This window comes from Nocardia sp. CA-136227, from assembly GCF_050955695.1.
In the GTDB taxonomy this organism is placed as follows: domain Bacteria; phylum Actinomycetota; class Actinomycetes; order Mycobacteriales; family Mycobacteriaceae; genus Nocardia.
Map to the genome: position 1 here is coordinate 7314012 of NZ_CP192081.1, position 24202 is coordinate 7338213.

The window sequence follows — 24202 nt, forward strand, 5'->3', positions numbered from 1 at the left end:
CGCAGTGTGCACCCGATGAGGGTCACAACCTGACGGTCAGAAACTTCGCACCCCCGATCCGGCGCTGTGACGTGCGTAAACGCGGTCACACCGGATTGTCGGCAACGCTCTTGCCGGGGGCGGCCGCGAATCACCGGCATCGATGGGCGGTCCGCCGGACCGGTGAAACGAAATATGTTCGGAAGGTTGGTGTTTCGGCGTGCGTGGTCGAATTCGTGAAATGAACGGCAGTGTGGCCCGGCGCGCGCTCGCGGTCGGGGCCATCCCACTGGCACTGGCCGTGGCCTGCTCGAACGGCGAACCGGTCAAGGTCGCCGACGGCACCGCCACCCAGGCCGCTGTTCCCCTGACGGGCAGCATCGCTCCGGGCGGCAACAGCTCCCCGAACGATGCCGCGCAGCCCGGACCCGCCGACCCGAACCCATGGGACATCGAGGCCACCGGCCCCGGCATCCTCCCCTCGCCCCGCACCGCCGCCGCCCAGCCGGGCGTCGCGGTCCCCACCGGCGGCCAGGACCATCCCATCCGCGTCACCACGGTGCAGCCCGGTGTCACCGTCCCCGCCCGACCCCCGTCGCCGCAGCCGCAGTCGCAGCTCGCCGACTACCCGGTCCCCGCCAACTTCCGCCCCATCCCCAACACCCGCGACGCGGCCCCGGCCCTGGATGTGCAGACCCTGCACGCTCCCACCGTGGTCACCCCGGTCCTCCCCATCGCCCCGCCCCCGCGCACCGTCCGCATCGGCGACTTCACCACCCCGGCCCCCGACGAACTCCCCGACAACATCCTCAATGGCGTGAACGGCGTCGCCGCCGACGCCGAAGCGGGCCTCGCCACCGGCCTCAACTCCATCGGCGTCAATCCGACCCGCTCCGACAAGATCGCCGCGGGCGCCCTCGGCGGTGCGGCCATCGGCGCGGGCCTCGGCGCGGTGGGCGCGGGCGTCCCCGCGGCTGTGGCCGGCGCCGCCGCGGGCGGACTGGCGGGTGCCGCCATCGGCACTGCCGTCGGAGCCGGGCTCGGAGCGGCTGCGGTCGTGGTCATGCCGGGCCTCGCGGCGGTCGACGTCCCCGGCGGAATGATCGGCGGAGCTCTCATCGGTGGCGGCGTCGGCGCGGCCGCCGGAGCGGCGGCCGCAGGCATCCCGGCCGCCTTGGCCGGCGGGGCGGTGGCCGGAGCGGCGGGCGCTGCCGTCGGCGGCTTCCTGGGTGGCGCGCTGTAGCCGACAGCCGATTTCGTGGCGACGCCCGCACCGACCTGCTCGGTGCGGGCGTCGTTGTTCGGGGGGCGGTCAGAAGAGGGTGGGTTCGCCGAAGCCGGGGGTGCGCTCGATTTCGAGGAGGCGCTGTTTGGTGGTGAGGCCGCCGGGGGCGGAGAAGCCGTGGAGGGCGTGATCGGCGGCGAGCACTCGATGGCACGGGATGATCAGCGGGATGGGGTTGCGGCCCAACGATTGGCCTACGGCCTGGGCGCCACCGGGAGCGCCGATGCGGTTGGCGACCGCGCCGTAGTTGAGGGTGTGGCCGGGGTCGATGGCCCGGGTGACCTCGTAGACGGCTCGGTCGAAATCGTTGAAGAGGGTGGGGTCCACGGGGATCCAGCGAAGGTCGTCGAGGTCGCCGGTCAGGTGGGCCTGGATGCGGGCGATGGCCTCGGCCATCTCGGGGGTGGGGGCGGCCTCGTGGAGGTCGGCGCGGCGGTGACGGCGCAGGATATGGGTGCGGGTGGCCGCCGAGTCGCGGTCGGGGAGGGCGAAACGCAGGACGCCGGTGGCGCTCCAGGCGATGGCGCAGACGCCGATCGCGGTATCGAAGAGCGCCGCCGACGCCTGAGGGCGGACCGGGGCGGACATAAGGCCAGTGTGCACGGTGGCACCGACAGAACTCGGATTCAAGGCCAGTTTGCTAGAACTGGACTGACTCGCTGCGGCAGGGGATGGTGGAGAGGGCCGCCGCAGCCGAAGCGCCACGGCCCGACCTCCGGTGCGCGGGCTCCGCGGGCAGATCGGGGCGCAGCGAGGCGATGGCGGCGAGGTCCGAATACTGGCGGGCCGCTTCATATTCGCCGACCGACCAGTCTGACATGGGGGCATGCGGGCGATACCGCTCCAGCAGCACACCCCAGCGCTCGCCGGGTGCGGGCGCGAACCGGTACACGAGACCGGCGAACGCGGCGACAATCACGAAGGAACCGAGTAGTGCGACCATGACCCCATGGTGGACCTACCCTGGACTTGAAGAAAATATCCAGTACCTGGATACTGGCCTGTATGGCGACACGAGTGATCGGCGCGGCCAGCCTCACCCGCGACCTGGGCCGGTGGCGAAACGACGAACCGGGCGCGGCCGCGGACAACGGCAAACGGTCCGCGCGGCCCGCGTACGTGGCCCTGGCGGAGAGCATCCGCCTGCTCATCCACGACGGCCGCGCCCCGCTGGGCGTGGCCCTGCCCAGCGAACGCGACCTGTCCACCAGCCTCGCGGTCAGCCGCACCACCGTCACCTCCGCGTATTCGCTACTGCGCGAACACGGTTACCTGATCAGCCGTCAGGGTTCGCGCAGCACGGTGGCGCTGCCGCCGACCGTGGTGCACGACGGCGCGAAGCCGGCCCGCAGCATCCTGGCCATGATGGCGCAGCCGGAACTGCCGACCATCGACATGACCTACGCGTCCATGGCCGCTCCGCCGCAGATGACCGAGGCGTACTCCTTTGCCCTGCAAGGTCTTCCGACCTATCTGGGCACGCACGGCATGGACCCGGTGGGTGTGCTCATGCTGCGCGAGGCGCTGGCGCGCCGCTACACCGAACGCGGCCTGCCCACCGAACCGGACCAGATCCTCATCACCCTGGGCGCGCAGCACGGCCTGCGCCTGCTGCTCAATGTGCTCACCACCCCGGCCGAGCGGGTGCTGATCGAGCACCCCACCTACCCGAACGCCATCGAGGCGATCCGCGATGTGGGCGCGCGCCCGGTGCCGGTCCCGATGCGCCCGGACGGCTGGGATCTGGACGGAATCCGCAGTGCCGCACGGCAAACCGCCGCCAGCATGGCGTACCTGATCCCCGACTTCAACAACCCCACCGGGCATCTGCTGGACGCGGAGGGCCGCGCCGAGCTGGCCGCCATCGCCCGCGAGACCCGGATGACGGTGATCGTGGACGAGTCGATGGGCGACCTGAACCTGTCCGGTGTCGAATCCCCGCCGCCCGCGGCGGCTTTCGCCCGCGGTTCGGAGATCGTCACCATCGGTTCGGCGTCGAAGTCGTTCTGGGGCGGTCTGCGGGTCGGCTGGGTCCGCGCCAATCAGCCGTTGATCACCAAACTGCTGGGCACCCGCTCCACCGTCGACCTCGGCACCCCGGTGATGGATCAGCTGGCCACCGTCCACCTGCTCCGCAACGAGGACGAGATCCTCACCACCCGCCGGGCGCAACTCCGCTCCCGCCGCGCGGTCCTGCTGGAAACCCTCGCCGAGGAACTCCCCGACTGGCGGGTCACCCCCGGCGCGGGCGGCATGTCCCTGTGGGCCCAGCTCCCCGCTCCGGTCTCGACGGCGCTCGCCGCCACCGCGCCCAATCACGGCGTATTGCTCGCCGCCGGGCCACGTTTCGGCGTCCAGGGGGCGTTCGAGCGGTTCATCCGCCTCCCGTTCACTCATGAGGAGGCCGATATCCGCATCGCGGTGAAGTCGATCGCCGCGGCCTATCAGGGCCTGACGCCGCACGCGGCCGACCCACTGGCGCCGCTCATCACGTACTGAGGCCGCCGGAAACGACTTCGCCCCCGCCGCATTCGATGCGGCGGGGGCGAAATTGCTTTTCAGCTCGGGCGTGTCAGCCCAGGATGTCGGTGTCAGCCCAGGATGTCGTGGCGGACGATGGTCTGATCCCGGCCCGGGCCGACGCCGATGCACGAGACCCGCGCGCCGGACAGCTCTTCCAGGCGCTTCACGTACGCCTGGGCGTTGGCCGGGAGCTCCTCGAAGGTGCGGCAGCCGGAGATGTCCTCCCACCAGCCGGGCATCTCCTCGTAGATGGGCCTGGCGTGGTGGAAGTCGGTCTGGGTGGTGGGCATTTGCTCGACGCGCTCGCCGTCGATCTCGTACGCGACGCAGATCGGGACGGTGTCCAGGCTGGAGAGCACGTCCAGCTTGGTCAGGAAGTAGTCGGTGATGCCGTTGACGCGGGTGGCGTAGCGGGCGATCACGGCGTCGAACCAGCCGGTGCGGCGGGCGCGGCCGGTGGTGACGCCGACCTCGCCGCCGGTCTTGGCCAGGTAGGTGCCGGACTCGTCGAAGAGTTCGGTCGGGAACGGGCCGGAGCCGACGCGGGTGGTGTAGGCCTTCAGGATGCCGAGCACCGTGGTGATCTTGTTGGGGCCGACGCCCGCGCCCACGGCCGCGCCGCCCGCGGTCGGGTTGGACGAGGTGACGTACGGGTAGGTGCCGTGGTCGACGTCGAGCAGGGTGCCCTGCGAGCCCTCCAGCAGCACGATCTCGTCGCGCTCCAGCGCCTCGTTGAGCAGCAGGCGCGAGTCGGCGATGCGGTGCTTGAAGCCCTCGGCCTTCTCCAGCACCTCGTCAACCACCTGCTGCGGGTCCAGCGCGCGGCGGTTGTAGATCTTGACCAGCACCTGGTTCTTGAATTCCAGTGCGGCCTCGACCTTCTGGGTGAGGATCTTCTCGTCCAGCACGTCGGCCACGCGGACGCCGACGCGGGCGACCTTGTCCTGGTAGCAGGGGCCGATACCGCGGCCGGTGGTGCCGATCTTCTTGTTGCCGAGGAAGCGTTCGGTGACCTTATCGATGGCCACGTGGTACGGCATGATCAGGTGCGCGTCGGCCGAGAGCAGCAGGCGGGAGGTGTCCACGCCGCGCTCTTCCAGACCGGCGAGTTCGGCCAGCAGCACGCCCGGATCCACGACCACGCCATTGCCGATGACGTTGGTCACATCGGGGGTGAGAATGCCGGACGGGATCAGGTGCAGCGCGAAGCTCTCACCGTTCGGCAGCACCACGGTGTGCCCCGCGTTGTTGCCGCCCTGGTATCGAACTACCCACTGGACCCGGTCACCGAGCAGATCGGTGGCTTTGCCCTTGCCTTCGTCGCCCCACTGGGCGCCGATCAGCACGATTGCCGGCATGCGAGTGTCTCCTACGGGTTCGACGCGCAGCACCCATGTTGCTGCAGCCACCCGCCATCAGAAGGCGGTGGCCGTGGGCACACTTTACTGGATGACCACATACGTCCAGGTGCACGCCCCGGCTCCGAGTGAACCAGACATAACGGATGCGTACTGAGGACAGCAGGGCAAATGAGACAGGGCTATGGTGGCACGGGGAGAGGGACCGGTAGGGGGTTCCATCGGGACGCAGCGAGGCGGATAGGTGTTGGCAGGCCAGAGGAGGGTGTTCGGCAGTTGAGTACCCATGTTCTCCGCTGCGACGGCGCACCCGTTCCCATCGCGCTCGCTTCTCTGTCCCTCACGCAGACCGCCGCCATTCCCGACACCGGGACCCTGGACGAGCTGCTGCCGGTGATGGCCGCGGACAGTCTGCCGCGCCTCATCGTGCTCGGTGAGGACGCCGGACTGGCCGCCGTGCTCACCCACCTCATGCGCACCGAACGCCTCGGCGTGGAGATCGGCTACGTGCCCATCGACCGCACCTACGGCTCCCGCGCCTACGAGACCGGCACCGGGTCCGCCGCCGCCAAGCGCGCGCTCGAGGGCCGGGCCGTGGAGACCCCGCTGATCCGCGACGACACCGGCAAGGTGCTCATCGGCCGCGCCACCATCGTCGGCGAGGCCGGGGCGAAACTCGAGGGCGAGGCCTACGTCGACGACACCCGGTTGTTCACCGGAAAGGTCGCGGCCCTGCATGTTTCGCCCATGCTGGAGATGCCGGGCCTGCACGCCACCGTGCACCGCGGACTGCGCAAGAAGCGCTGGGTCGCCGGACGGGCCATGCAGCTCGGCACGCCGGGCGCGCTGGTCACCCGCGACGGGATCACCGCCGACCGGGTGGTGAAGCGCTCCACGTTCTATCGACACCACGAGCCTTGGCTGCTGGTTCGCTGATTCACCTCCAGAATGGGTGTCGGCACAGCGACAACAAGGCCGGGCCAGTTGGGAGTGACAGGTGGATGACACGCGCGCGGTGAGACGAGCCTCCGGGGCGGTCCGGCCCAGCCCCGTATTCCTGGCGGTGGTGGCGGTCGCGGTACTGGGCGGGGTGCTCGCCTGGAACGCCGACCTCGATTCGCGCCGAGCTCAATTCGGAGTGTTCATCCTGGTGGTGGCCGGGTGGATCGTGACGGTCTGCCTGCACGAGTTCGCGCACGCGTTCGTGGCTTGGCGGGCCGGGGACCGGGAAGTGGAGATGCGCGGATATCTCACGCTGAACCCGCTCAAATACAGCCATCCGCTGCTGTCGATCGGATTGCCGGTGGTGTTCATCGCACTCGGCGGGTTCGCGCTGCCGGGTGGCGCGGTGTACGTGCACTCGCACAATTTCAGTCCGCGCACGCAGCGAATGATCAGTGGCGCGGGGCCCGCGGTGAACGCACTGTGCGCGGTGGTGCTGCTGGTGATCGTGTCGCTGTGGGGCAGTGTGTATTCGAACGCCGCGTTCTGGTTCGGGCTGAGCTTCCTTGCCTTCCTCCAGATTTCGGCGACCGTCCTGAATCTGCTGCCGATTCCCGGCACCGACGGGTACGGGATCCTGGAGCCGTCGCTGAGCTATCAGACCCGGCGGTCACTGGATCAGATCAAGCCCTACGGCCTGCTGATCCTGTTCGCGCTGCTGTTCACTCCGCAGGTGAACCGATTGTTCTTCGACGGGGTGAACGCGCTGTTCGAGCTGTCCGGGCTGCCGGGCGGGTGGTGGTCGATGGGCAGCCGGTTGACGCGCTTCTGGCTCTGAGTCAGTCGATCGGCGTGACGTAGGGGTGCGCGACGGTCGGGGGCAGCAGCGCCATGGCCGACAACCGCCGCACCCCGCACACCTGCATGAGATCCACCACGATGGACCGCAATTGGGCGAACACCACGTGCGCGGACAGCCCCGCCCCGTTGACCAGATCCTTGGTCGCGCCCTTGCCGACCGACCGCAGCACGCGGGTCGCCTCGGCGGGATCGGGCTTCTCGTCCGGGTCGGCGAGCATCATGCGCCGCACCACGTCCACCGCCTGACCGAGCTTCTCGACCTCCACGATGAGGCCCGGGTCGAGCACCTCGTCGTCGCGGACCGAGGTGAGGGCGCGGCGCAGCAGCACACGGGTATTGCGGACCGCGTTGTCGAGCGGGTCGGCGGCGTCGCGCAACCGGCTCAGGCGAGCGCGAGAGTTCCAGTACAGCGGGGAGATTCGAATGATCTCCTGACTGCCTTCGAGGGTGTTGCGCAGCGAGTCGATCGCGCCCTGTGTGCCGCGCACCGCCTCCAGGGCCGCCTTGATCTTGGCGGCATCGTGTTCGAGCAGGCCGTCCGCGCATTCGGTGAGGGCGGCGCCCATCACCTCCAGGATTCCGGCCGCCTGCTCGCGGGCGCGGCGGACCGGGTGCAGCGGAATGGCCGCCACCACCACGATGCCGACCAGTCCGCCCACCAGGGCGTCGATCATGCGCAGGGACGCGCCGCCCTGGCCGGGCGGGTAGAGGGTCGCCACCAGTACCGCGGAGCTGGCCGCCTGCATGGTGATGACCGGACCGCCGTCGAGGAAGACGGCGGTGCACATGGCCAGCACCACCAGCAGCATGATCTGCCAGCCGCCGGTGCCGACCCGGGAGACGAACAGGTCCCCGATGCCGATGCCGACGGCCACGCCCACGATGAGCTCGATCGAGCGGCGTAACCGGGCCCCGAACGAGACGCCGATGGAGATCATGGCCGCCATCGGCGCGAAGAACGGGTGTTCGTGCCCGATCACGTTGTGGGCGATGAACCAGGCCACGCCCGCGCCGATGGCGCACTGCACGATCGGCAGCAGCGACGAGTGGACCCGTCCGGCGGCCTTGCGCACGCGAGTGACGCCGCTCTCGCGGGCGGCGTCGATGGTTTCGCCTAGGCCACCGCTCAATTCAGTCGAGGCCGAGCTCGGCGGCGGCCCGCGGGTCGCAGTCCTCGAGCAGGTCCAGGCAGCGCGCGTACTCGTCGGTCTCACCGATGGCCCGGGCGGCCTTGGCGAGCGCGCCCACGCTGCGCAGGAAGCCCTGGTTGGGCTCGTGGCTCCACGGCACCGGGCCGAAGCCCTTCCAGCCGTTGCGGCGCAACAGGTCCAGGCCGCGGTGGTAGCCGGTGCGCGCGAACGCGTAGGCGGAGATGATGTCGAGGTTGACGTCGCCGTCGGCGGCGGCGCCCCGCTCCAGGGCGGCCTCGGCCAGGTGGGCCCAGGCGATGGAGGCGGTCGGGTGGGCCGCGGCGACCAGCACCGGGTCCTGTTTCTGGAGCAGCGCGTCCTCCGCGTCGATGTTTTCCGGAAGGAGGACCGGCTGCGGTCCGAGCAGATCGCCGAAGGAGGTCATGCCGATCATTCTGCACCGGTACCCGGAATGCTCAGTAGGCTGACCTTCGAATCACAGTTCCGCCGATCCGAGGGGTGCAGCGCGTGTCCGACCCGAAAGACGACCAACAGCAGCAGGGCCCTGCCAACCAGGCATCGGGTCCCGCCGCAGGCGACACGGACACCAGCGCCACCCCCGCACGCCCGGCGAACCCGGCCGACCAGTCCGCTCCGGAGGCCGCGAACGGCACGAGCACGCCGGCGACCGCCGACGCCGCACCCCCGACCGCCGCCACCGAAGCCATCCCCTCCCCCAACGCACGGACCGAGGAAATCCGCACCGGCGCACCTCGACCCGACGCCCCCAAGACCCCGCAGGCCAAGTCCGGCCCCGCCGGTTTCGCCACCATCCACTACGAAACCTCCAAGCCCGCAGGCACTCCGGGCGCGAACCGCGTCCAGCCCCCGGCGGCGAACCGCGGTCAGTCCCCCGCCGACAAGGCGGGCGCGGGCCGAGTACAGCCGCCCGCCGGACCGCAGGGCACGTCGGCTGGACCGCAAGGCACGTCGGCTGGACAACAGGGCACGCCTGCCGGACCGCAAGGCACGCCTGCCGGACCGCAGGGCGGGCCTGGCGGGTCGCAAGGCACGCCCGGCGGACTACAGGGAACGCCTGCCGGAGCGCAGGGTGGGCCCGGCGGACAGCCGTCGGCCGCGCGTCAGGGCTCGGGTGAGTTCAAGCCGCAGAGCACGCCGAGCGGGCAGCCCTCGCCCGGCGGGTCGGGCGTACAGCCGGGTGCGTCCGCGCAATCCGGCGCTGCCGCACCCGGTTCCGGGAACGCCGCGGGTGGACGCCCCTCGGAGGGCGCGCAATCCAGACCGGGTGGACAGTCCCCGGCTGCCGAGTCCCCGGAACGGCAGGGTTCCGCGGCGTCCGCCGCGCAGCCCGCGAGCGGTGGAAAGCCCAGCGGCGCTGGACAATCCGACGCGGGCGAGCAGCCGGCCGGACGTGGACAGGGGCCGGGAGCGCCGTCGCCCGCCGATGACGCTCCGACCCAGTTCATTCCGATTCAGCGGCCCGCCGGCGATAAGGCGGGCGGAGGCGCGCAGACGGCCGACGCGCAGGCCGATGCCACCACGCAGATGATCAAGATTCAGCGGCCCGGACAGGTTGCGAGTGGTCCCGGAACCGGGAAGCCCGGTGAGCAGGGGCAATCCGGCTCCGGCGATTCCGGGAAGACCGTCGCGGGCGGCGCTGCCGTCGGGGCAACGGGCGCGGCTGCTGCGGCCTCGAGCGACGCTGCCGGTCAGGGCGGAACGTCGGAGAAGGCTGCGCCGAAAGATGTTCCGACGCAGGGGATGCCCGCCGCTTCGGCCGATGACGACGAGAAGTCGGGCGACAGCGCCGCGGCCGATGAGAAGTCCGGCGGTACCGGTGATTCCAAGACCCCGGCCGATGCGAAGGACGGCGAGTCCGGGGGCAAAGGCTCCGGGGACGAGGGCTCCGGGGACGCCGCGACCGTCGTGATCAAGCGGGTCCCGAATCCGGCGGATGACGCCACGACGGCACTGCCGGTGGTATCCGGTGAGGCCGGGACCGAGAAGATCCGGGTGTCGGGGCCGCAGGGTCGGGCGGTCAGCAAGCCGCCGCAGACGCCGCGGGTGAACGCGGGTCCCCGGAATATCGGGCCGAAGGGGAACGCTCCGGACGCGCCCGTCGAGGAGACGCGGCCGTCGCCGCCGCGGCCGCCGATGGCTCCTCCGATGGGCCCGCGTCGTCCCGCGACCGCGCCGTCTCCGGCGGACACCCAGGCGACCATGCCGGGCCAGCCGATCGGCGGGCCGCGGATCGCGTCGCCGCAGCGGGTCGGGGCGGGTGCGCCGCAGGGTCCGCGCGGACCGCAGGGCCCGAACGCGCCCCAGGGTCCGCAGGGACCGGGCGGGCCGCAGGGACCCAATGCGCTGAAGGGGCCGAACGCTCCGCAGGGCCCGGGTCCGCAGGGACCGACCGCTCCCCACGGGCCGAATGCTCCGCAGGGGCAGCCGGGTTCGGGTGCTCCGCAGGGCCCCGGCGGCCCGGGTCTCGGTGCGCCGCAGCCCGGTATCGGCGGATCGCAGGGCGTGCCCGGGATCGGCGGGCTGGCGCAGCCGCAGCGGGTTCCGGCGGCCGAGCCGGTCGACGGCGCCGCGAAGTCCGGTGGCGGGTCGAAGAAGTTGTGGATCGGCGTGGCCGCGGCGGTGGTCGCGGTGGTGGCGATCGTCGGCGTGGTGATCGGCGTGAAGAAGCACAATGACGACAATTCGCCGGAAGCGCTGGTGCAGCAGACGATCACGTCCTACACCGATGCCCTGGGCAGCGGGAACCTGGACACGCTGCGGGCGGTGACCTGCGGTGCGCAGCACGACTTCTATCAGAAGATCTCGGCCGACCAGTTCGCGAGCGTGTACAAGACCTCCAAGGAGCAGAAGAGCATCCCGCAGGTGAAGAGCGTGGACGCCATCCAGATCACCGGTGATGCCGCGCTGGCCCAGGCGACGGTGTTCACCGAGGCGGATCCGGCGAAGTTCTCCTCGCGGACCTTCGACCTGCGCAACGAGGGTGGTTCGTGGAAGGTGTGCGAGCCCAAGAACGCGAACTGACCGGGGCGAATACCGGTATCGACGGCTTCGGCGAAATGGCCTGACACGTTCTCGCCCGTGCTCGCGATGAACATCACATACACCTGGTCAATAGACCTGCACGTCGGTAGGGTGTCTGGGTTGTCTGGGCTGACCATTTCGGCATTCCGGCACTTCAGCGGTGTTGTACACCGTCCATAAAGTTACGAATGCAGGAGCTGAGTACGGATGCCGGATACGGCTGAGCACATCGTGCCGGATACGGCAGAGACCCTGGCGGCGCTGGCAGCGGAGACCATCGTGGAGTCGACCAAGGCCACCGCCGCCGAACTGGTCGGCCGTCACTTCCGGGTGCGCGATCACTACGACGTGGGCCGCGAGAAGATCCGCGAATTCGCCCGCGCCGTGCGCAACGACCACGCCGCCCACCACCGCGAGACCGTTGCCGCCGAACTCGGTTACGGCGGGCTGCTGGCCTCGCCGACCTTCGCCTCGGTGATCGGCGCGGCCACCACCCGCTCGCTGATCGGCTCGGTGCTCACCGAGTACGACGTCTCGCAGATCCTCCAGACCGACCAGGTCTTCGAGTACCACCGCCCGATCCTGGCCGGGGACCGGCTGGGCGTGGACGTGGTGGTGGAGAACATCCGCGGCTTCGGCGACAACGACTTCATCACCGTCAAGGTCACCCTGACCGATGCCGACGTGCGGCCGGTGCTGGTCGCCACCACCACCATCGTGGCCCGCAAGGGCGTCGAGATCGACCCGGTCGCGGTCGAGACCGTGTCGGGCGTGGTCATGCACGGCCATGTCGTCGAGCCCGGACAGTTCGACACCGACCCGAACGGCCTGATCCTGCTGGCCCCGGAGGAGGTGGCCGAGCCGGCCGCCCCCGCCGCGCCGCTGCCGGTCAATACCGTCCCGACCGCCGCGGGCGTGGCCGCGGGCACCGAACTGCCCGCCGCGAAGGTGCCGGTCACCCGGGGCGACCTGGTCAACTACGCGGGCGTCTCCGGCGACCCGAACCCGATCCACTTCAGCGACACCGCCGCCACCCTGGTCGGTCTGCCCACCGTCGTCGCGCACGGCATGCTCACCATGGGCCTGACCGCCGGCTACCTGGTGGACTGGCTGGGCGACCCGTCGGCGCTGGGCAAGTTCAGCGTCCGCTTCTCCGGTTTCGTGCCGGTGGAGCCGACCGCCCCGACCTTCGTCGAGTTCACCGGCAAGGTGAAGTCGGTGGACGCGGCCACCGGTGCGGCGACCATCGTGCTGGGCGCGACCTCGGAGGGCAAGAAGCTCTTCGGCCGCGCCATCGCCGAGGTCCGGCTGTCCCGCCTCCCCGAAACTTCAGCGCACGGCTGAGAGCCGTCGACCGTCTCGCATGCGGCCGGCGGTCAGGTGCCGAACCAATTTCGGTCGCACCCCTGGAGTTACCCCGGCCGCAACGAAACCAGTTGCCGCATGCGAGAACGATTTACAGGCTGCAGTGATCAGTTCAGCGTGGCGTGCATCAGGTAGACGTTGTAGTCGTTCCAGGTCGACATGGTGAAGTACAGGTCGTCACCGGTCGACCAGGGGTGGATGAATCCGCCGTACAGCTCCGGGAATTGCAGCGCGCTGACCGTGACCGCGCTGTCGGACCACGCGCCCTGCGGTGAATCCGATTCCCGCACAACCAGAGCCGCCTTCGCGGTGTCGAGGTAGCTCATCTGCCACACCCCGCGGTTCTCGTCGTAGCGGACCGACAGTTCCCCCGCGGGCGCGTCGACGATCGGTGTGGCGCTGACGTTTCCGTTCACCGCGGGACCCCAGGAGCCGTTCTGCCAGTACTGGTAAGCGGTCGGGTTGAGCACCTGCTCCTTGGGCACCCGCGCCAGCCCGACCCCACCCAACCGGGTGTTGGGGATGCCGAACATGTACACCCAGTCGCCCTGCGGCACCATGGACGCGACCTGGAAGCTGGAGACGCCGAAGATGTTCTCCCACTTGGCGTACGGGTCCTTGGTCCAGTGTTCGCCGTGGTCGTCGGAGTAGGCGAGCCCGCCGTAGTTGGTGAACCAGCTGCCGGGCAGGCTGTTCCAGGTGCGGATCGACATGTAGCTCATGTACTGCCGGTCACCGAGCGCGAACCCCGAGGTGGGGATGGTGGTGATCTCGATATTGTCCAGCTTGCGGCTGCTCAGCAGTTCCGAGGCGTGGCAGCGGTCGTCGGTGACCATGCGGTCGAAGACGACGCCGTTGGCGAGATCGCGATTCTTGCTGAACGCCAGCAGGTTCGAGCGCCAGTCCTCGCCCATGCCGCCGGGCGGATGGAAGTCCCGGCCGACGGTGTCGCCGAAGGCGATGGCGATCTCGTCGGGCGCGCTCTGCCACATGATGCCGAGGTCGGTGCCCTGCACCTGCCAGCGTTTGTCGGTGCGGTTGATCGAGTTCGCGCCGGTCAGTTTCGACACCTCGCGCACGTCGGAGACCTGCGGCGTGGGCCGGGCGGGGGTGCGCTCGGCGGGCTCGCTGGACGGGTGCGCGGGTTCGGGGCCGGGCGGCAGCGCGGGCGGATTCGGGTTGGGCAGTGCGAAATTGAACGGCTGCGGCCGCACGATGAGTTTCGGGATGCCGAGTTGTTCGGCGAGTCCCGGTGGCGCGGCGGGTGTGTCGGTGAGGTCCGGGCACGGGTTCACGCACGGGTCCGGCGGCAGTTCCATCCGCACGCGCTTGGTGTTCTCCGGCAGCGGCCCGGTGTCGACCGTGACGACCGGATAGGCCATCGGCACCTCGACGGTCTTGGGCACCACCGACTCGTGTACGGGTCTGGGGTCGGTCGCGCAGGCGCCGATACCCGGAACCGCCGGTGTCGCACCGGTTTCCGAATCCGCCGACGCCACCGGCCGGCCCATACCGACCAGTACTCCCGCCCCGAAGATCACCGCTCCCGCAGCCGCCACGAGCCGCTTGGCCATGCGTTCAACCCTCTCGACATTAGGGTCATCCGGACATCATCCGGGCAAGGACCCTACCCCAAAGGTCAGCGTAGGGCCTGGAAGGTGATCGCGGTCGTGCCGATCCGGATGACATCGCCGTCGGCGAGCACCGCGGCCGACTCGATGGTCTGCTCGTTGATGTAGATCCCGTTGGCGGAGTGCAGATCCTTGATCAGCAGCCCGGCCCGGCTGGGCGTGATCTGCGCGTGGTACCGGCTGGCCTTCGGATCATCGAGCACCAGATCGTTGTCGGTCATGCGACCGATCTTCACGCCGTTGGCGCCGATCGGCACCACGCGTCCGTCGGCCAGGCGCAGCTGCCCGGCGCGCACCGCGCGCGGCATCTCGGTGACGGTCTCGGTCATGGCCTTGGCCATCCGCTCGACCTCGTGAATCTGCCCGGTGCTCAACGGTTCCTGGCGCAGCACCTTCTGTTCCAGCGCGATCAGCGCGGGCCCCGGATCGATGCCGAGCTCGTCGGCGAGCACGGTCCGCACCCGGCGGCAGGCGTCGAGCGCGTCGGCCTGACGGCCGGACAGGTACAGCGCGGTGATGAGCTGCGCCCACAACGGTTCCCGCAGCGGATGGGCGTTGGTCATCGACACCAGTTCGCCGACCACGGAAGACGCACGGCCCAGGGCGATTTCGGAGTCGATGCGGGCGGAGGCGACCAGCAGCCGCTCCTCGTCCATGGCGGTCGCGAAGCTCTCCGCGAAACCGAGACCCGACAGATCGTCGAGCGCCCGCCCGCTCCATTCGGCGAGGGCCTCGCCGAAGAGCCGGGACGCGGAGGCAGGATCGCCGATCGCGGCGGCCTCGGAGCCTTCGCGGCGCAGCGTCTCGAAACGCCCGAGATCGCACTCGCCGTCCTCGATTTCGAGGCGGTAGCCGGAGGATTCGGTGCGCAGCAACGCCACCGGGTCGATCCCGGCGGTGCGCAGCGTCTTACGGATGTTCGAGACGAACACCTGGAGACTGGCCTGATAGGAGTCCGGCGGATCATCGTTCCAGACGATGTCGGCCAGGGCCTGGGAGGACACCGCACGCCGCCGATTCACGGCCAGTGCCGCCAGCAGTGCGCGGGGCTTGGGACCGCCGACCGGTATGGACCGGCCGGCGACCAACAGCTGCACGGGGCCCAGGACCCGTACATCGACAGTCATGCCACCTGCCTCGATAGAGACCGCGGCGCGCCCGCCGCTCGAAAATTGCCCGGGATTCCGCTGCGCTGCGCGGAATCCCGAGCGTTGAGCTTACTTGGCGCTGATCGAGCGTCCCGCCGAGTTCAGGTCGTTGCAGGCCTCGAGGACGCGCGCGGCCATCGAGGTCTCGGCCTTCTTGAGGTAGCTGCGCGGGTCGTAGACCTTCTTGTTGCCGACCTCGCCATCGATCTTCAGGACGCCGTCGTAGTTGCCGAACATGTGGCCGGCGACCGGACGGGTGAAGGCGTACTGGGTGTCGGTGTCGACGTTCATCTTCACCACACCGAAGCGCAGCGAGTCCTCGATCTCCGACTTCAGCGAGCCCGAACCGCCGTGGAAGACGAAGTCGAACGGCTGCGCGTCCGCGCCCAGGCCCAGCTTGGCGGCGGCCACGCGCTGGCCCTCGGCCAGCACCTCGGGCTTGAGCACCACATTGCCCGGCTTGTAGACGCCGTGCACATTGCCGAAGGTGGCGGCCAGCAGGTACTGGCCGTTCTCGCCGGCGCCGAGCGCGTCGATGGTCTTCTCGAAGTCCTCGGGCGAGGTGTACAGCTTCTCGTTGATCTCGGCCTCGACACCGTCCTCTTCACCACCGACGACGCCGATCTCGACCTCGAGGATGATGTTGGCGGCGTGCGCCTGCTTCAGCAGTTCCTTGGCGATCTCGAGGTTCTCGTCGATCGGGATCGCGGAACCGTCCCACATGTGCGACTGGAACAGCGGGTTCAGGCCGTTCTTCACGCGCTCGGCCGAGATGGCCAGCAGCGGGCGCACGAAGGTGTCCAGCTTGTCCTTCGGGCAGTGGTCGGTGTGCAGCGCGATGGTGACGTCGTACTTGGCCGCCACCACGTTCGCGAACTCCGCGAGCGCGACCGCGCCGGTGACCATGTCCTTCACGCCCAGGCCGGAACCGAATTCCGCACCACCGGTGGAGAACTGGATGATGCCGTCGGAACCGGCGTCCGCGAAGCCCTTGATGGCCGCGTTGATCGTCTCCGAGGACGTGCAGTTGATGGCGGGGAACGCGAAGGAGTTCTGCTTGGCCCGAGCAATCATCTCGGCGTAGATCTCCGGAGTCGCGATGGGCACGTGGACCTCCGTGGGGTGTGTGCTGCGATACAACAAAATTCTGTCAGCCCACACCATAGGGGAGCGTCGTTTTCCACGGCCCGGGGCCTCGGATACTCGACAACTTTGTGAGGTTGCTTCGACGTTCGGTGTGATGTCCGGGGTACCGGTACTGTGGTGGCCGTGACCTTGCTGGCCGTATCCGATGCCGTGACGACCAACGCCGCGCTGCCCGCGATCTTGGACCCCATGCACCTCCTCACGGAGACGTGGTTGTCCCACGCGGTGCTCCCGGCGATCTTGGCCATCGTCTTCATCGAGACCGGCCTGCTGTTCCCCATCCTCCCCGGCGACTCGCTGCTGTTCACTGGCGGTCTGCTGGCGGCCTCGGCGCACCCGCCGGCCGGCATGAACATCTGGTGGCTGGTTCCGGCCACCGCGTTCGTGGCCTGGCTGGGCGATCAGAGCGGCTATTGGATCGGGCGGACCATCGGCCCGGCGCTGTTCAAGAAGGAGGACACCCGCTTCTTCAAGCAGCGCTACATCACCGAGACGCACGCCTTCTTCGAGAAGCACGGCCCCAAGACCATCGTCCTGGCCCGCTTCGTGCCCATCGTGCGCACCTTCATGCCGGTGCTGGCCGGCGTCTCGAAGATGGACTACCGCAAGTTCGCGACCGTCGACATCATCGGCGCGGTCCTCTGGGGCGGCGGCGTGACCGTGCTCGGGTACTTCCTGGGCAATGTCGAATTCATTCGCAAGAACGTCGAGGCGATCTTCCTGCTGATCGTGTTCGTGTCCATTCTCCCGGGCATCATCGCGGTCGGTAAGAACCTGCTGCACCGCGGTCAGCACCCGGAGCAGGCCGAGTACGCCACCTCGTCGAACGAGTCGACCCGCTGAGCCATTCGGTGCCGACCACCCCGCTAACGACGACCCTCGCCTCCGGCGGGTTCGGACCGCTCGAGACGGCCGGACCGGTGCTCGTGTGGACCATCGTCCTCACGTTCGTGTTCCTGGAGTGCGCACTCATCATCGGGCTGTTCCTGCCCGGTGACTCCATGCTCATCACCGCGGGCGTGGTGCTGGCCTCCCAGGTCAATGGCGAGGGCCACGTGTGGGCGCTGTCGGTGGGCACCATGATCGCGGCCATCGCGGGCAATCAGGTCGGATACGTGTTCGGGCAGCGCACCGGGCATCACCTGGTCGCGCGCAAGAACGGCAAGTACATCAACACCCGCAATCTGGCGCGGGTCTCGGAACTGCTGCACAAGCACGGATTCCTGGCGGTGCTGGTGGCCCGCTGGATCCCGTGGGTGCGCACGCTGTGCCCGCTGGTCGCGGGCGCGGCGGGGATGGATCACCGCAAGTACACCATCGCCTCGTCGATCGGGGCGGTGATCTGGGCGCCGGTGATCCTGCTGGCCAGCTATTACGCCGGCAGTTTCATCGAGGACATCTCCTGGCTGATGCCCGCGGTGATCGGGACCCTGGTCGTTGGATTGGTGCTCGGGACCGTGATCGGCGTCCGGCAGTACCGGGCCGAAATGGCGCGGCCCGCCGAGGATTTCGACGTGGATCTCGACGAACCCGCGACGGTGCCGATCCCGCGGCAGCACAACGCCTGATTCCCCGGCGGTACAACGCCCGATCCGGTTCGATCGGCCGCTAGAGTCCCGCGGCCGTCACCGTGTGCGCGGCCTCCATCAGTTTCCAGCCCGAGAGTTGTACCGACAGGTCGCGTTCCGGGCTGCTGGACGCGCTCACCGAACCGCCCTCGAAGACGCCCGCGCCCGCGATGCCGGGCAACCGGGCGGGCTGCCGCCAGTCCGCGCCGAACAGCGGTTCGCCCTCGACATCGAGGCGGTGCTCCCAGGCCGCGGTCGCGCAGGCGCGGACGATGGCGGCGGCCTTGCGGCGGGCGTTCACCCGGTCGGGTTCGTCGCCGGGCAGCATGAGCGCGGCCAGCGCGAGGTAGCGGACGAGGATGCCGTTGAACAGGCCACCGTCGCCGCCGCCGTCACCGACCACGATGCCGTTCTCGGTCAGGTGCTCGTCGATGGCGTCGATCAGCCGGACCGCGCGGTCGGCGTGCCGGGGTTCTCCGGTGTGCACGGCGAGTTCGGTCTCGAGGCCGAGGGTGACGCCCTGGCAGTAGCTGTAGACCGGCTTCTCCACCTCGCCGGAGGGTAGATGGATGCCGTCGAAGATGAGACCGGTCTCCTGGTCGCGCAGCTTCGCGTCGAGGAAGTCGGCCAGTTCCTGAGCACGGGTGTAGCGGCCCAGCCGCGCCATGGCAATCCCGACCGGTCCGTTGGCGGGAGCGTTGTAGAAATCCGAGCCCTTCCGCCACGGCACCGCGCCGAACTCCGGCTCGAACCCGTTGACCAGCGTCTTCTCCAGAATCAACAGGGCGCCCCGGACCTCTTCCACGCCCTGGGTGCGCTCGGCCCGTTCCAGCGAGATGGTCAGCCAGGCCATGTCGTCGTAGTAGTTGTTGGTCCAGCCGGTGATATTGCGCAGCCGCATGCCGTGCGCGATGGACCACAGCCGGCGCTGCCGCGCCGGGGTCGGCGCGCGATTGGCGGCATCCACCGCGCAGTCGATCAGATGGGCCTGCCACCAGTAGTGCCAGAACGCGAAGGTGCGCTCGCGTTTGGTGGCGGGCCAGCCCACCACCCCGAGCTGCGTGCCCGGGCAGCCCCAGAGTTTGCGCAGGTGACGGGACAGAATCGCGGATTCGGCGAGATCGGCCCGCTGCGACCAGAGGGCAGCCGTCGGCTCGATATTGCGTCCGGTCCGCGATGTCATGGGACTAATAATGCCAATCGGACAAGAGTGTTCGTGGCTTATTTGTTACCGAGAGTCGTACGCCTCACCACGCCCGAGTGAGGTCCGCGTGCTGCCGGATCCAGGCGTGCATGGCGATGCCCGCGGCCACCCCGGCATTGATGCTGCGGGTGGAACCGAACTGCGCGATCGAAACGGTCAGCAACGCGCCCGCTTTCGCGGCCTCGGTCACCCCGGGCCCCTCCTGACCGAACAACAGCAGGCAATCACGCGGCAGCTGCACCGTTTCCAGCGGCACCGCACCGGGCACATTGTCGACCGCGACCACGCTCAGCCCGGCCTCCGCCGCGAAGCCCAACAGCTCGGCGGTGTCGTGATGATGGCGAATGTGCTGGTAGCGGTCGGTGACCATGGCGCCGCGCCGATTCCAACGCTTGCGCCCGACAATGTGCACGGCCGCCGCGGCGAAGGCGTTGGCGGTGCGCACCACGGTGCCGATATTGGCGTCGTGGCCGAAGTTCTCGATGGCCACGTGCAGCGGATGCCGCCGGCTGTCGATGTCGGCGACGATCGCCTCGCGCCGCCAATACCGGTACGCGTCCACCACATTGCGGCGGTCGCCGTGCGCCAGCAGCTCCGGATCCAGGCGCGGATCGGCGGGCGGCTCGGTGCCGAACTCGTCCCGCCACGGTCCGACGCCGTGCGGATGCTCGCCCCACTCGGTCGGACCGGGGGCTTCGGATTCGTCGGCGATCGGGGTGGAACTCACCCGGCGATGGTAGTTGCCGGGCGAATCGCTACTGGGACGCCCCGACCGCACCCACGATGATCGCGAACACGACGAACAGGATCACCAGCAGGATCAGCGCGGTGGCGATGATCCCGCAGATCCAGCCCGCCGTCACCATCCCGGCGCCGCCGATGGCACCGTTCGAGTCGCGGATCTCGCGGCGGGCCTTGCCGCCCATGATCCAGGCCACCGGACCCAGCAGCTGGCAGAACACCAGGCTCATCACGCCGAGGATCAGCACCACCACCGCCTGCGGATGATCCGGGGCGGGCGCGCCGTAATAGCCCGGCGGGTAGTAGCCGGGGACCGGCGGTTGGTAGCCGGGGTTATAACCGGGCTGCTGGTAGTAACCCGGTTGCTGGCCCTGGGACTGCGGATCCCAGCCCGGCGGGGGCGCGTCGTAGGTCATGCGCGCAAGCCTAGGTGGTGGTGCGCCACAACGGGTGCGGGCGCTTCAGTGACCGAAGGTTTGAAACATCGCTGCGCGGTTGCCGGGCGTGGAAGACTGGGAACCATGACTCGGTCGAGTTCCGCGGAATTGCTGAAATCGGTTGAATACTGGCCGAATCACCTGCTGTCCATCGCGGAGTGGTCGCTGCTCCCCGAGAACAACCGGCACTGCCGGGAGCTGGTGGACGGCGTGCTGGTCGTGGCGCCGCAACCGCCGCGGCATCAACTCGCGGTGTGGCGCTTGGCAGCTCAGCTCGAGCGGGCGCTGCCGCGGCGCATGGCCGCCATGGCGCGCATCGAATTGCTGATCGACGAGGGCACGCCGCCGACGGTGCGGGTGCCGGACGTGCTGATCGTCGGTGGGGCGGCCGGGGCCGAGCACGCCACCCGGGTGCGGCCGCCGGATGTGCTGGCGGCCATCGAGATCGTGGCGCCGGGGTCGCGGCGGGTGGACCGGGTGATGAAGTTCGCGGAGTACGCGGCGGCCGGAATCGGGCACTACTGGCTGTTGGAGACCGAGGATACGTTGCGGCTGTACGCCTTTCGATTGCGGGACGGCCGGTACATACCGACCGGTGAGCATGTCGGGCAGGTGACCCTGGAACTCGACGACATCTGCCTGCCCCTGGACCTGGACGCGCTCACCGCGCTACGCCCCTCCGGCGTCTCGGTGTGATCCCGGACAGCTCTCGATTTGCCGCGCATACCCTCTGACCTCGCTTGATCGGTCACACGGGACAAAATTCGGGACTATCCTGGAATCCCGGAGGCCGTGGCTGGAGGGTGTCATGGACCACGCGCGCATAGCCAGAACCGTGCTCGGAGTGACGGCGGCATATCTCGTCGCACTCGGCCTCTGGCTGGGCTGGCTGGTCCCGCTCACCCCGCCCGGAACCATCCCCGTCCAGGTCGTCACGCTGGTCGGTCTGTACGGAACCTTCCTCGGACTCGGCATGCTGCTCGCCCAGCGCCCCACCCGCTCGGACCGGAAACTGCTGCGACACGGGCTCGAAGGCTGGGCGAACATCGAGGGCGTGCACCCGCTGCAGCGCACCGACCACTGCACCGAGCTCACCGAACTCGACCTCGAGCTCGTGGTGCCGGGGTCGGAAACCTATTACGGCAGCATCGTGTTCGACGTGGAACCCGTGGTCAAGCCGAGAATCGCTGTGGGCGGCACGATTTCGATCCGCGTCGATCCGCGCAACCGCGACCGCATCATGCTGTGCCTGTGAACCGCGGCCCGCGGGGCCCTGTGAACCGCGACCCGCGGAGCCTGTGACCCGGTGCTCACCGGACCACCGGCACGGGTGGCACCGTGCCCGAGCCGTGTGCGCTCGGTAGGACGGTCTGCCGGATTCGCCCGATCCGGCCCGTAGCATCCTGACCATGACGATCGCCGACACACCGGACCGCCGGGAAGCGCCGCTGGTACTCGACACCGAGCCGCCGCGCACCCTCGGCTTCACCGATCAGGCGGCGTTCTGGCTGAATCTCGGCGTCAGCCTGATCGGGTTCAGCGGCGCCGCGGTCGTGCTCACCCCCGCCGGCGCGAACCTGCCGCTGACCGGAGCCCTGCTGGCCACCGTGCTCGGCACCGTGGTCGGCGCGGCCATGGTGGCCGGGCCCGCCGCCATCGGCGCCCGCACCGGCGCGCCCGCCATGGCGGTGCTGCGCGGACTGTTCGGCACGCGCCTGTCGTATCTGCCGACGGTCGCCAATATCGTGCAGTGCATCGGCTGGGGCGTGTACGAGCTCACCGTCATCACGCTCGGCGTCTCCGCGCTCACCCACGATCGGGTGCCGCACTGGATCGTCATCGTCGGCGCGGGCGTGCTGTCCACCGTGATGGCCGTGTGGCCGCTGTCCGCGGTGCGCGCGCTGCGCAAATACGTGTCGGTGGCGGTCGGCATCGCCCTGATCTACTTCACGATTCAGCTGCTGCGGCAACCGGTTCCGATGCCGACCGACACCAGCTGGAGCGGGTTCTGGCCCGCCGTCGACGCCACCCTCGCGGTCTCCATCTCCTTCGTGCCGCTGGCCGCCGACTACACCCGGCACTCGCGGTCCGCGCGCACCGCCGCCGGAGCCACCGTGATCGGCTACTCGGTCGCGCAGGTCTGGTGCTATCTGCTCGGCATCCTCGCGATCCTGCAGGCGGGCAGCGCCGACCACATCTTCGATACCTTCCTCGGCGTCACCGCCGGGTGGCTGTTCTTCGCGGTGCTGGTGCTGCGCGAATCGGATCAGTCCTTCGCCAATATCTATTCGACGGCCATGTCGATCCAGAACCTGCTGCCCCGGGTGGATCGGCGGCTGCTGGCGACCCTGGTCGGCGCCCTCGTGACGCTGCTGGCGCTGCCCGTGCGCGACTTCGGCAATTACGCCAACTTCCTGTACCTGATCGGGTCGGTCTTCGTGCCGCTGTGCGCGGTCCTGGTCGTCGACTACTTCTTCGGCCGTGGCCGCACCGGCTGGGACCTCACCGAGCACGCCCCCACCCGCCCGCTCATGCTGCTGCCGTGGGTGATCGGATTCGTCGTCTACCAGCTCTTCAATCCCGGTTCGATCACCTGGTGGAGCGACTTCTGGACCAAGGCGCAGAACGCGCTCGGCATCCATCCGGGCTGGTGGGCCTCGGCCTCGCTGTACTCGTTCCTGGCGGCCGCCGCCGTGACGGCGATCCTGGTGCGGCTGCGCCGGGGATGACCGACGGCCGGGTCTACGGCATGGGGCTCGACCCGCTGGTCGAACCCGATTGGCCCGCACTCACTCCCGCCGAGGTGGAAGCGGTGCTCGGCGCGGACGCGAGCATCGAATGGCGCAGTCCGCGACCGCTCTCGGCCACCGCGCGGATCCGGCTGCCGGACGGGCGCGAGGTCATCCTCAAACGCCTGCCCCGCACACTGCGGGACGCCGCCGCGCTCGGCGAGGAACACCGGTTCATGGATCACCTACGCGGGCACGGGATTCCGGTTCCCGCTGTACTGCGCACGCTCGACCTCGGCGAATTCGCCTACGAGGTACAGGAACTCGGCATCGGCTCCGACGACTACGCGGGCGTCTTCTCCTGGTCGCCCTACCGTTCCCTCGACGAGGCGGCCGCGGCCGGACGCGCCCTGGCGCGGCTGCACCTGGCGGCCGCCGATTACGACGCGCCGCGACGCCCGCCGCGCCCGCTCCTGGCCGGTTTCAGCATCTTCTCCTCCGCCGATCCCCTTGCGGCCGTGGCGCATCGGGCCGTCGAGCGGCCCGCGCTGGGCGCGTTCCTGGCGCGGCGTGATTGGCGCGGCGATATGGCACGCGTCCAGCTTCCGGCCTACGAGCGCCTGTATCCCCTACTGGCCGACCTGGAGCCACTGTGGACACACAATGACTGGCACGGCACCAACTTGCTCTGGCGCGACCGCGACGTGACCGCCGTCATCGACTTCGGCCTGTGCGACCGGAGCACGGCCGTTCACGATCTGGCCACCGCCATCGAACGCTGTGCGGTGGACTGGATTTCGATCCGGTCGGGTGGCCCGGCGAACGTGCGGGCCGATCAGGCCCGCGCCCTGCTCGGCGGATACGAGTCGGTGCGCGCGCTGTCCGCGGCGGAACGACGGGCCCTGCCCGCCCTGCTCCCCCTGGTCCACTGCGAATACGAGCTCTCCGAGATCGACTATTTCCTGGCCGTCGTCCCCGGCGGCAACGAGCAGAACGCCGAGATCGCCTACACGGACTACTTCCTGGGCCACACCGCCTGGTGGTACCACAACTACGGATTGCTAACAATTCGCTAAAACACTGGCGCGTGTA

General features: G+C 69.3%; 23 protein-coding genes. 12 read left to right on the forward strand and 11 right to left on the reverse strand.

Annotation, left to right across the window (positions count from 1 at the left end):
* Window positions 1-220: 220 nt before the first annotated feature.
* Window positions 221-1222: a hypothetical protein gene (locus ACQP06_RS33875; RefSeq protein WP_433669087.1), complete on the forward strand. Its 1002-nt coding sequence runs from the start codon at window positions 221-223 to the stop codon at window positions 1220-1222.
* A 69-nt stretch (window positions 1223-1291) separates the two neighbouring features.
* Here the strand turns inward: ACQP06_RS33875 and ACQP06_RS33880 are convergent, their stop codons facing one another.
* Together ACQP06_RS33880 and ACQP06_RS33885 are read right to left on the reverse strand one after the other, a co-directional pair.
* On the reverse strand, window positions 1292-1852 hold the full coding sequence (locus ACQP06_RS33880) for a methylated-DNA--[protein]-cysteine S-methyltransferase (RefSeq protein ID WP_433669089.1): 561 nt from the start codon (window positions 1850-1852) through the stop codon (window positions 1292-1294).
* 52 nt (window positions 1853-1904) lie between these two features.
* Complete coding sequence (locus tag ACQP06_RS33885) at window positions 1905-2207, reverse strand: hypothetical protein (protein WP_433669091.1); 303 nt, start codon at window positions 2205-2207, stop codon at window positions 1905-1907.
* 62 nt (window positions 2208-2269) lie between these two features.
* On the opposite strand from ACQP06_RS33885, the gene ACQP06_RS33890 reads away from it, so the two are divergent.
* Window positions 2270-3763: a PLP-dependent aminotransferase family protein gene (locus tag ACQP06_RS33890; protein ID WP_433669092.1), complete on the forward strand. Its 1494-nt coding sequence runs from the start codon at window positions 2270-2272 to the stop codon at window positions 3761-3763.
* Window positions 3764-3855: 92 nt separating this feature from the next.
* Here ACQP06_RS33890 and ACQP06_RS33895 read toward each other — a convergent pair whose 3' ends face one another.
* Complete coding sequence (locus ACQP06_RS33895; RefSeq protein WP_433669094.1) at window positions 3856-5145, reverse strand: adenylosuccinate synthase; 1290 nt, start codon at window positions 5143-5145, stop codon at window positions 3856-3858.
* Window positions 5146-5421: 276 nt separating this feature from the next.
* Between ACQP06_RS33895 and ACQP06_RS33900 the strand changes: the two genes are divergently transcribed.
* Both ACQP06_RS33900 and ACQP06_RS33905 read left to right on the forward strand, forming a co-directional pair.
* The gene (locus ACQP06_RS33900) at window positions 5422-6081 is read left to right on the forward strand and encodes a hypothetical protein (RefSeq protein WP_433669096.1); all 660 of its coding nucleotides are present in this window, start codon (window positions 5422-5424) and stop codon (window positions 6079-6081) included.
* Between the two features lie 61 nt (window positions 6082-6142).
* The gene (locus ACQP06_RS33905) at window positions 6143-6925 is read left to right on the forward strand and encodes a site-2 protease family protein (RefSeq protein ID WP_433669097.1); all 783 of its coding nucleotides are present in this window, start codon (window positions 6143-6145) and stop codon (window positions 6923-6925) included.
* Window position 6926: 1 nt separating this feature from the next.
* Here the strand turns inward: ACQP06_RS33905 and ACQP06_RS33910 are convergent, their stop codons facing one another.
* Both ACQP06_RS33910 and ACQP06_RS33915 read right to left on the reverse strand, forming a co-directional pair.
* Window positions 6927-8078: an FUSC family protein gene (locus tag ACQP06_RS33910; RefSeq protein ID WP_433669099.1), complete on the reverse strand. Its 1152-nt coding sequence runs from the start codon at window positions 8076-8078 to the stop codon at window positions 6927-6929.
* Between the two features lies 1 nt (window position 8079).
* Window positions 8080-8523, reverse strand: coding sequence for a DUF3151 domain-containing protein (locus ACQP06_RS33915; protein WP_379102430.1), 444 nt, complete (start codon window positions 8521-8523; stop codon window positions 8080-8082).
* A gap of 83 nt (window positions 8524-8606) precedes the next feature.
* On the opposite strand from ACQP06_RS33915, the gene ACQP06_RS33920 reads away from it, so the two are divergent.
* Window positions 8607-11141 (forward strand): Rv0361 family membrane protein, encoded by a 2535-nt coding sequence (locus tag ACQP06_RS33920; protein WP_433669100.1) that lies wholly within the window; start codon window positions 8607-8609, stop codon window positions 11139-11141.
* Window positions 11142-11348: 207 nt separating this feature from the next.
* A complete protein-coding gene (locus tag ACQP06_RS33925) occupies window positions 11349-12485 on the forward strand; it encodes a fused (3R)-hydroxyacyl-ACP dehydratase subunits HadA/HadB (protein ID WP_433669102.1) in 1137 nt (378 codons plus the stop codon).
* A 128-nt stretch (window positions 12486-12613) separates the two neighbouring features.
* Here the strand turns inward: ACQP06_RS33925 and ACQP06_RS33930 are convergent, their stop codons facing one another.
* The 3 genes from ACQP06_RS33930 to fbaA form a co-directional block, all read right to left on the reverse strand.
* The gene (locus ACQP06_RS33930) at window positions 12614-14080 is read right to left on the reverse strand and encodes a DUF4185 domain-containing protein (RefSeq protein ID WP_433669104.1); all 1467 of its coding nucleotides are present in this window, start codon (window positions 14078-14080) and stop codon (window positions 12614-12616) included.
* 65 nt (window positions 14081-14145) lie between these two features.
* A complete protein-coding gene (locus ACQP06_RS33935) occupies window positions 14146-15264 on the reverse strand; it encodes a BTAD domain-containing putative transcriptional regulator (RefSeq protein WP_433669106.1) in 1119 nt (372 codons plus the stop codon).
* 90 nt (window positions 15265-15354) lie between these two features.
* Entirely contained in the window at window positions 15355-16392 is a 1038-nt protein-coding gene (gene fbaA / locus ACQP06_RS33940) for a class II fructose-bisphosphate aldolase (protein ID WP_433669107.1), read from the reverse strand.
* Between the two features lie 228 nt (window positions 16393-16620).
* On the opposite strand from fbaA, the gene ACQP06_RS33945 reads away from it, so the two are divergent.
* Both ACQP06_RS33945 and ACQP06_RS33950 read left to right on the forward strand, forming a co-directional pair.
* Window positions 16621-17274 carry a DedA family protein gene (locus tag ACQP06_RS33945; RefSeq protein WP_433673510.1) on the forward strand — a complete coding sequence of 218 codons (654 nt, stop codon included), beginning with the start codon at window positions 16621-16623 and terminating at the stop codon, window positions 17272-17274.
* 8 nt (window positions 17275-17282) lie between these two features.
* Complete coding sequence (locus ACQP06_RS33950) at window positions 17283-17999, forward strand: DedA family protein (RefSeq protein WP_433669109.1); 717 nt, start codon at window positions 17283-17285, stop codon at window positions 17997-17999.
* A 40-nt stretch (window positions 18000-18039) separates the two neighbouring features.
* Here the strand turns inward: ACQP06_RS33950 and ACQP06_RS33955 are convergent, their stop codons facing one another.
* From ACQP06_RS33955 to ACQP06_RS33965, 3 genes are all read right to left on the reverse strand, one after another.
* Window positions 18040-19182 (reverse strand): glycoside hydrolase family 76 protein, encoded by a 1143-nt coding sequence (locus ACQP06_RS33955; RefSeq protein ID WP_433669111.1) that lies wholly within the window; start codon window positions 19180-19182, stop codon window positions 18040-18042.
* Window positions 19183-19246: 64 nt separating this feature from the next.
* Window positions 19247-19930, reverse strand: a complete 684-nt coding sequence (locus tag ACQP06_RS33960) for a TrmH family RNA methyltransferase (RefSeq protein WP_433669113.1) — start codon at window positions 19928-19930, stop codon at window positions 19247-19249.
* A gap of 28 nt (window positions 19931-19958) precedes the next feature.
* Window positions 19959-20360 (reverse strand): DUF4190 domain-containing protein, encoded by a 402-nt coding sequence (locus ACQP06_RS33965; RefSeq protein ID WP_433669115.1) that lies wholly within the window; start codon window positions 20358-20360, stop codon window positions 19959-19961.
* Window positions 20361-20465: 105 nt separating this feature from the next.
* Here ACQP06_RS33965 and ACQP06_RS33970 point away from each other — a divergent pair, with 105 nt between their 5' ends.
* The 4 genes from ACQP06_RS33970 to ACQP06_RS33985 all read left to right on the forward strand — a co-directional run bounded on the left by ACQP06_RS33970 (window position 20466) and on the right by ACQP06_RS33985 (window position 24186).
* Entirely contained in the window at window positions 20466-21077 is a 612-nt protein-coding gene (locus ACQP06_RS33970; protein WP_433669117.1) for a Uma2 family endonuclease, read from the forward strand.
* A gap of 112 nt (window positions 21078-21189) precedes the next feature.
* Window positions 21190-21636 (forward strand): hypothetical protein, encoded by a 447-nt coding sequence (locus ACQP06_RS33975; protein WP_379276880.1) that lies wholly within the window; start codon window positions 21190-21192, stop codon window positions 21634-21636.
* Window positions 21637-21790: 154 nt separating this feature from the next.
* On the forward strand, window positions 21791-23110 hold the full coding sequence (locus ACQP06_RS33980) for a purine-cytosine permease family protein (RefSeq protein ID WP_433669119.1): 1320 nt from the start codon (window positions 21791-21793) through the stop codon (window positions 23108-23110).
* A complete protein-coding gene (locus tag ACQP06_RS33985; RefSeq protein WP_433669120.1) occupies window positions 23107-24186 on the forward strand; it encodes a phosphotransferase enzyme family protein in 1080 nt (359 codons plus the stop codon). The genes ACQP06_RS33980 and ACQP06_RS33985 overlap by 4 nt, the downstream gene beginning before the upstream one ends.
* Window positions 24187-24202 lie beyond the last annotated feature (16 nt).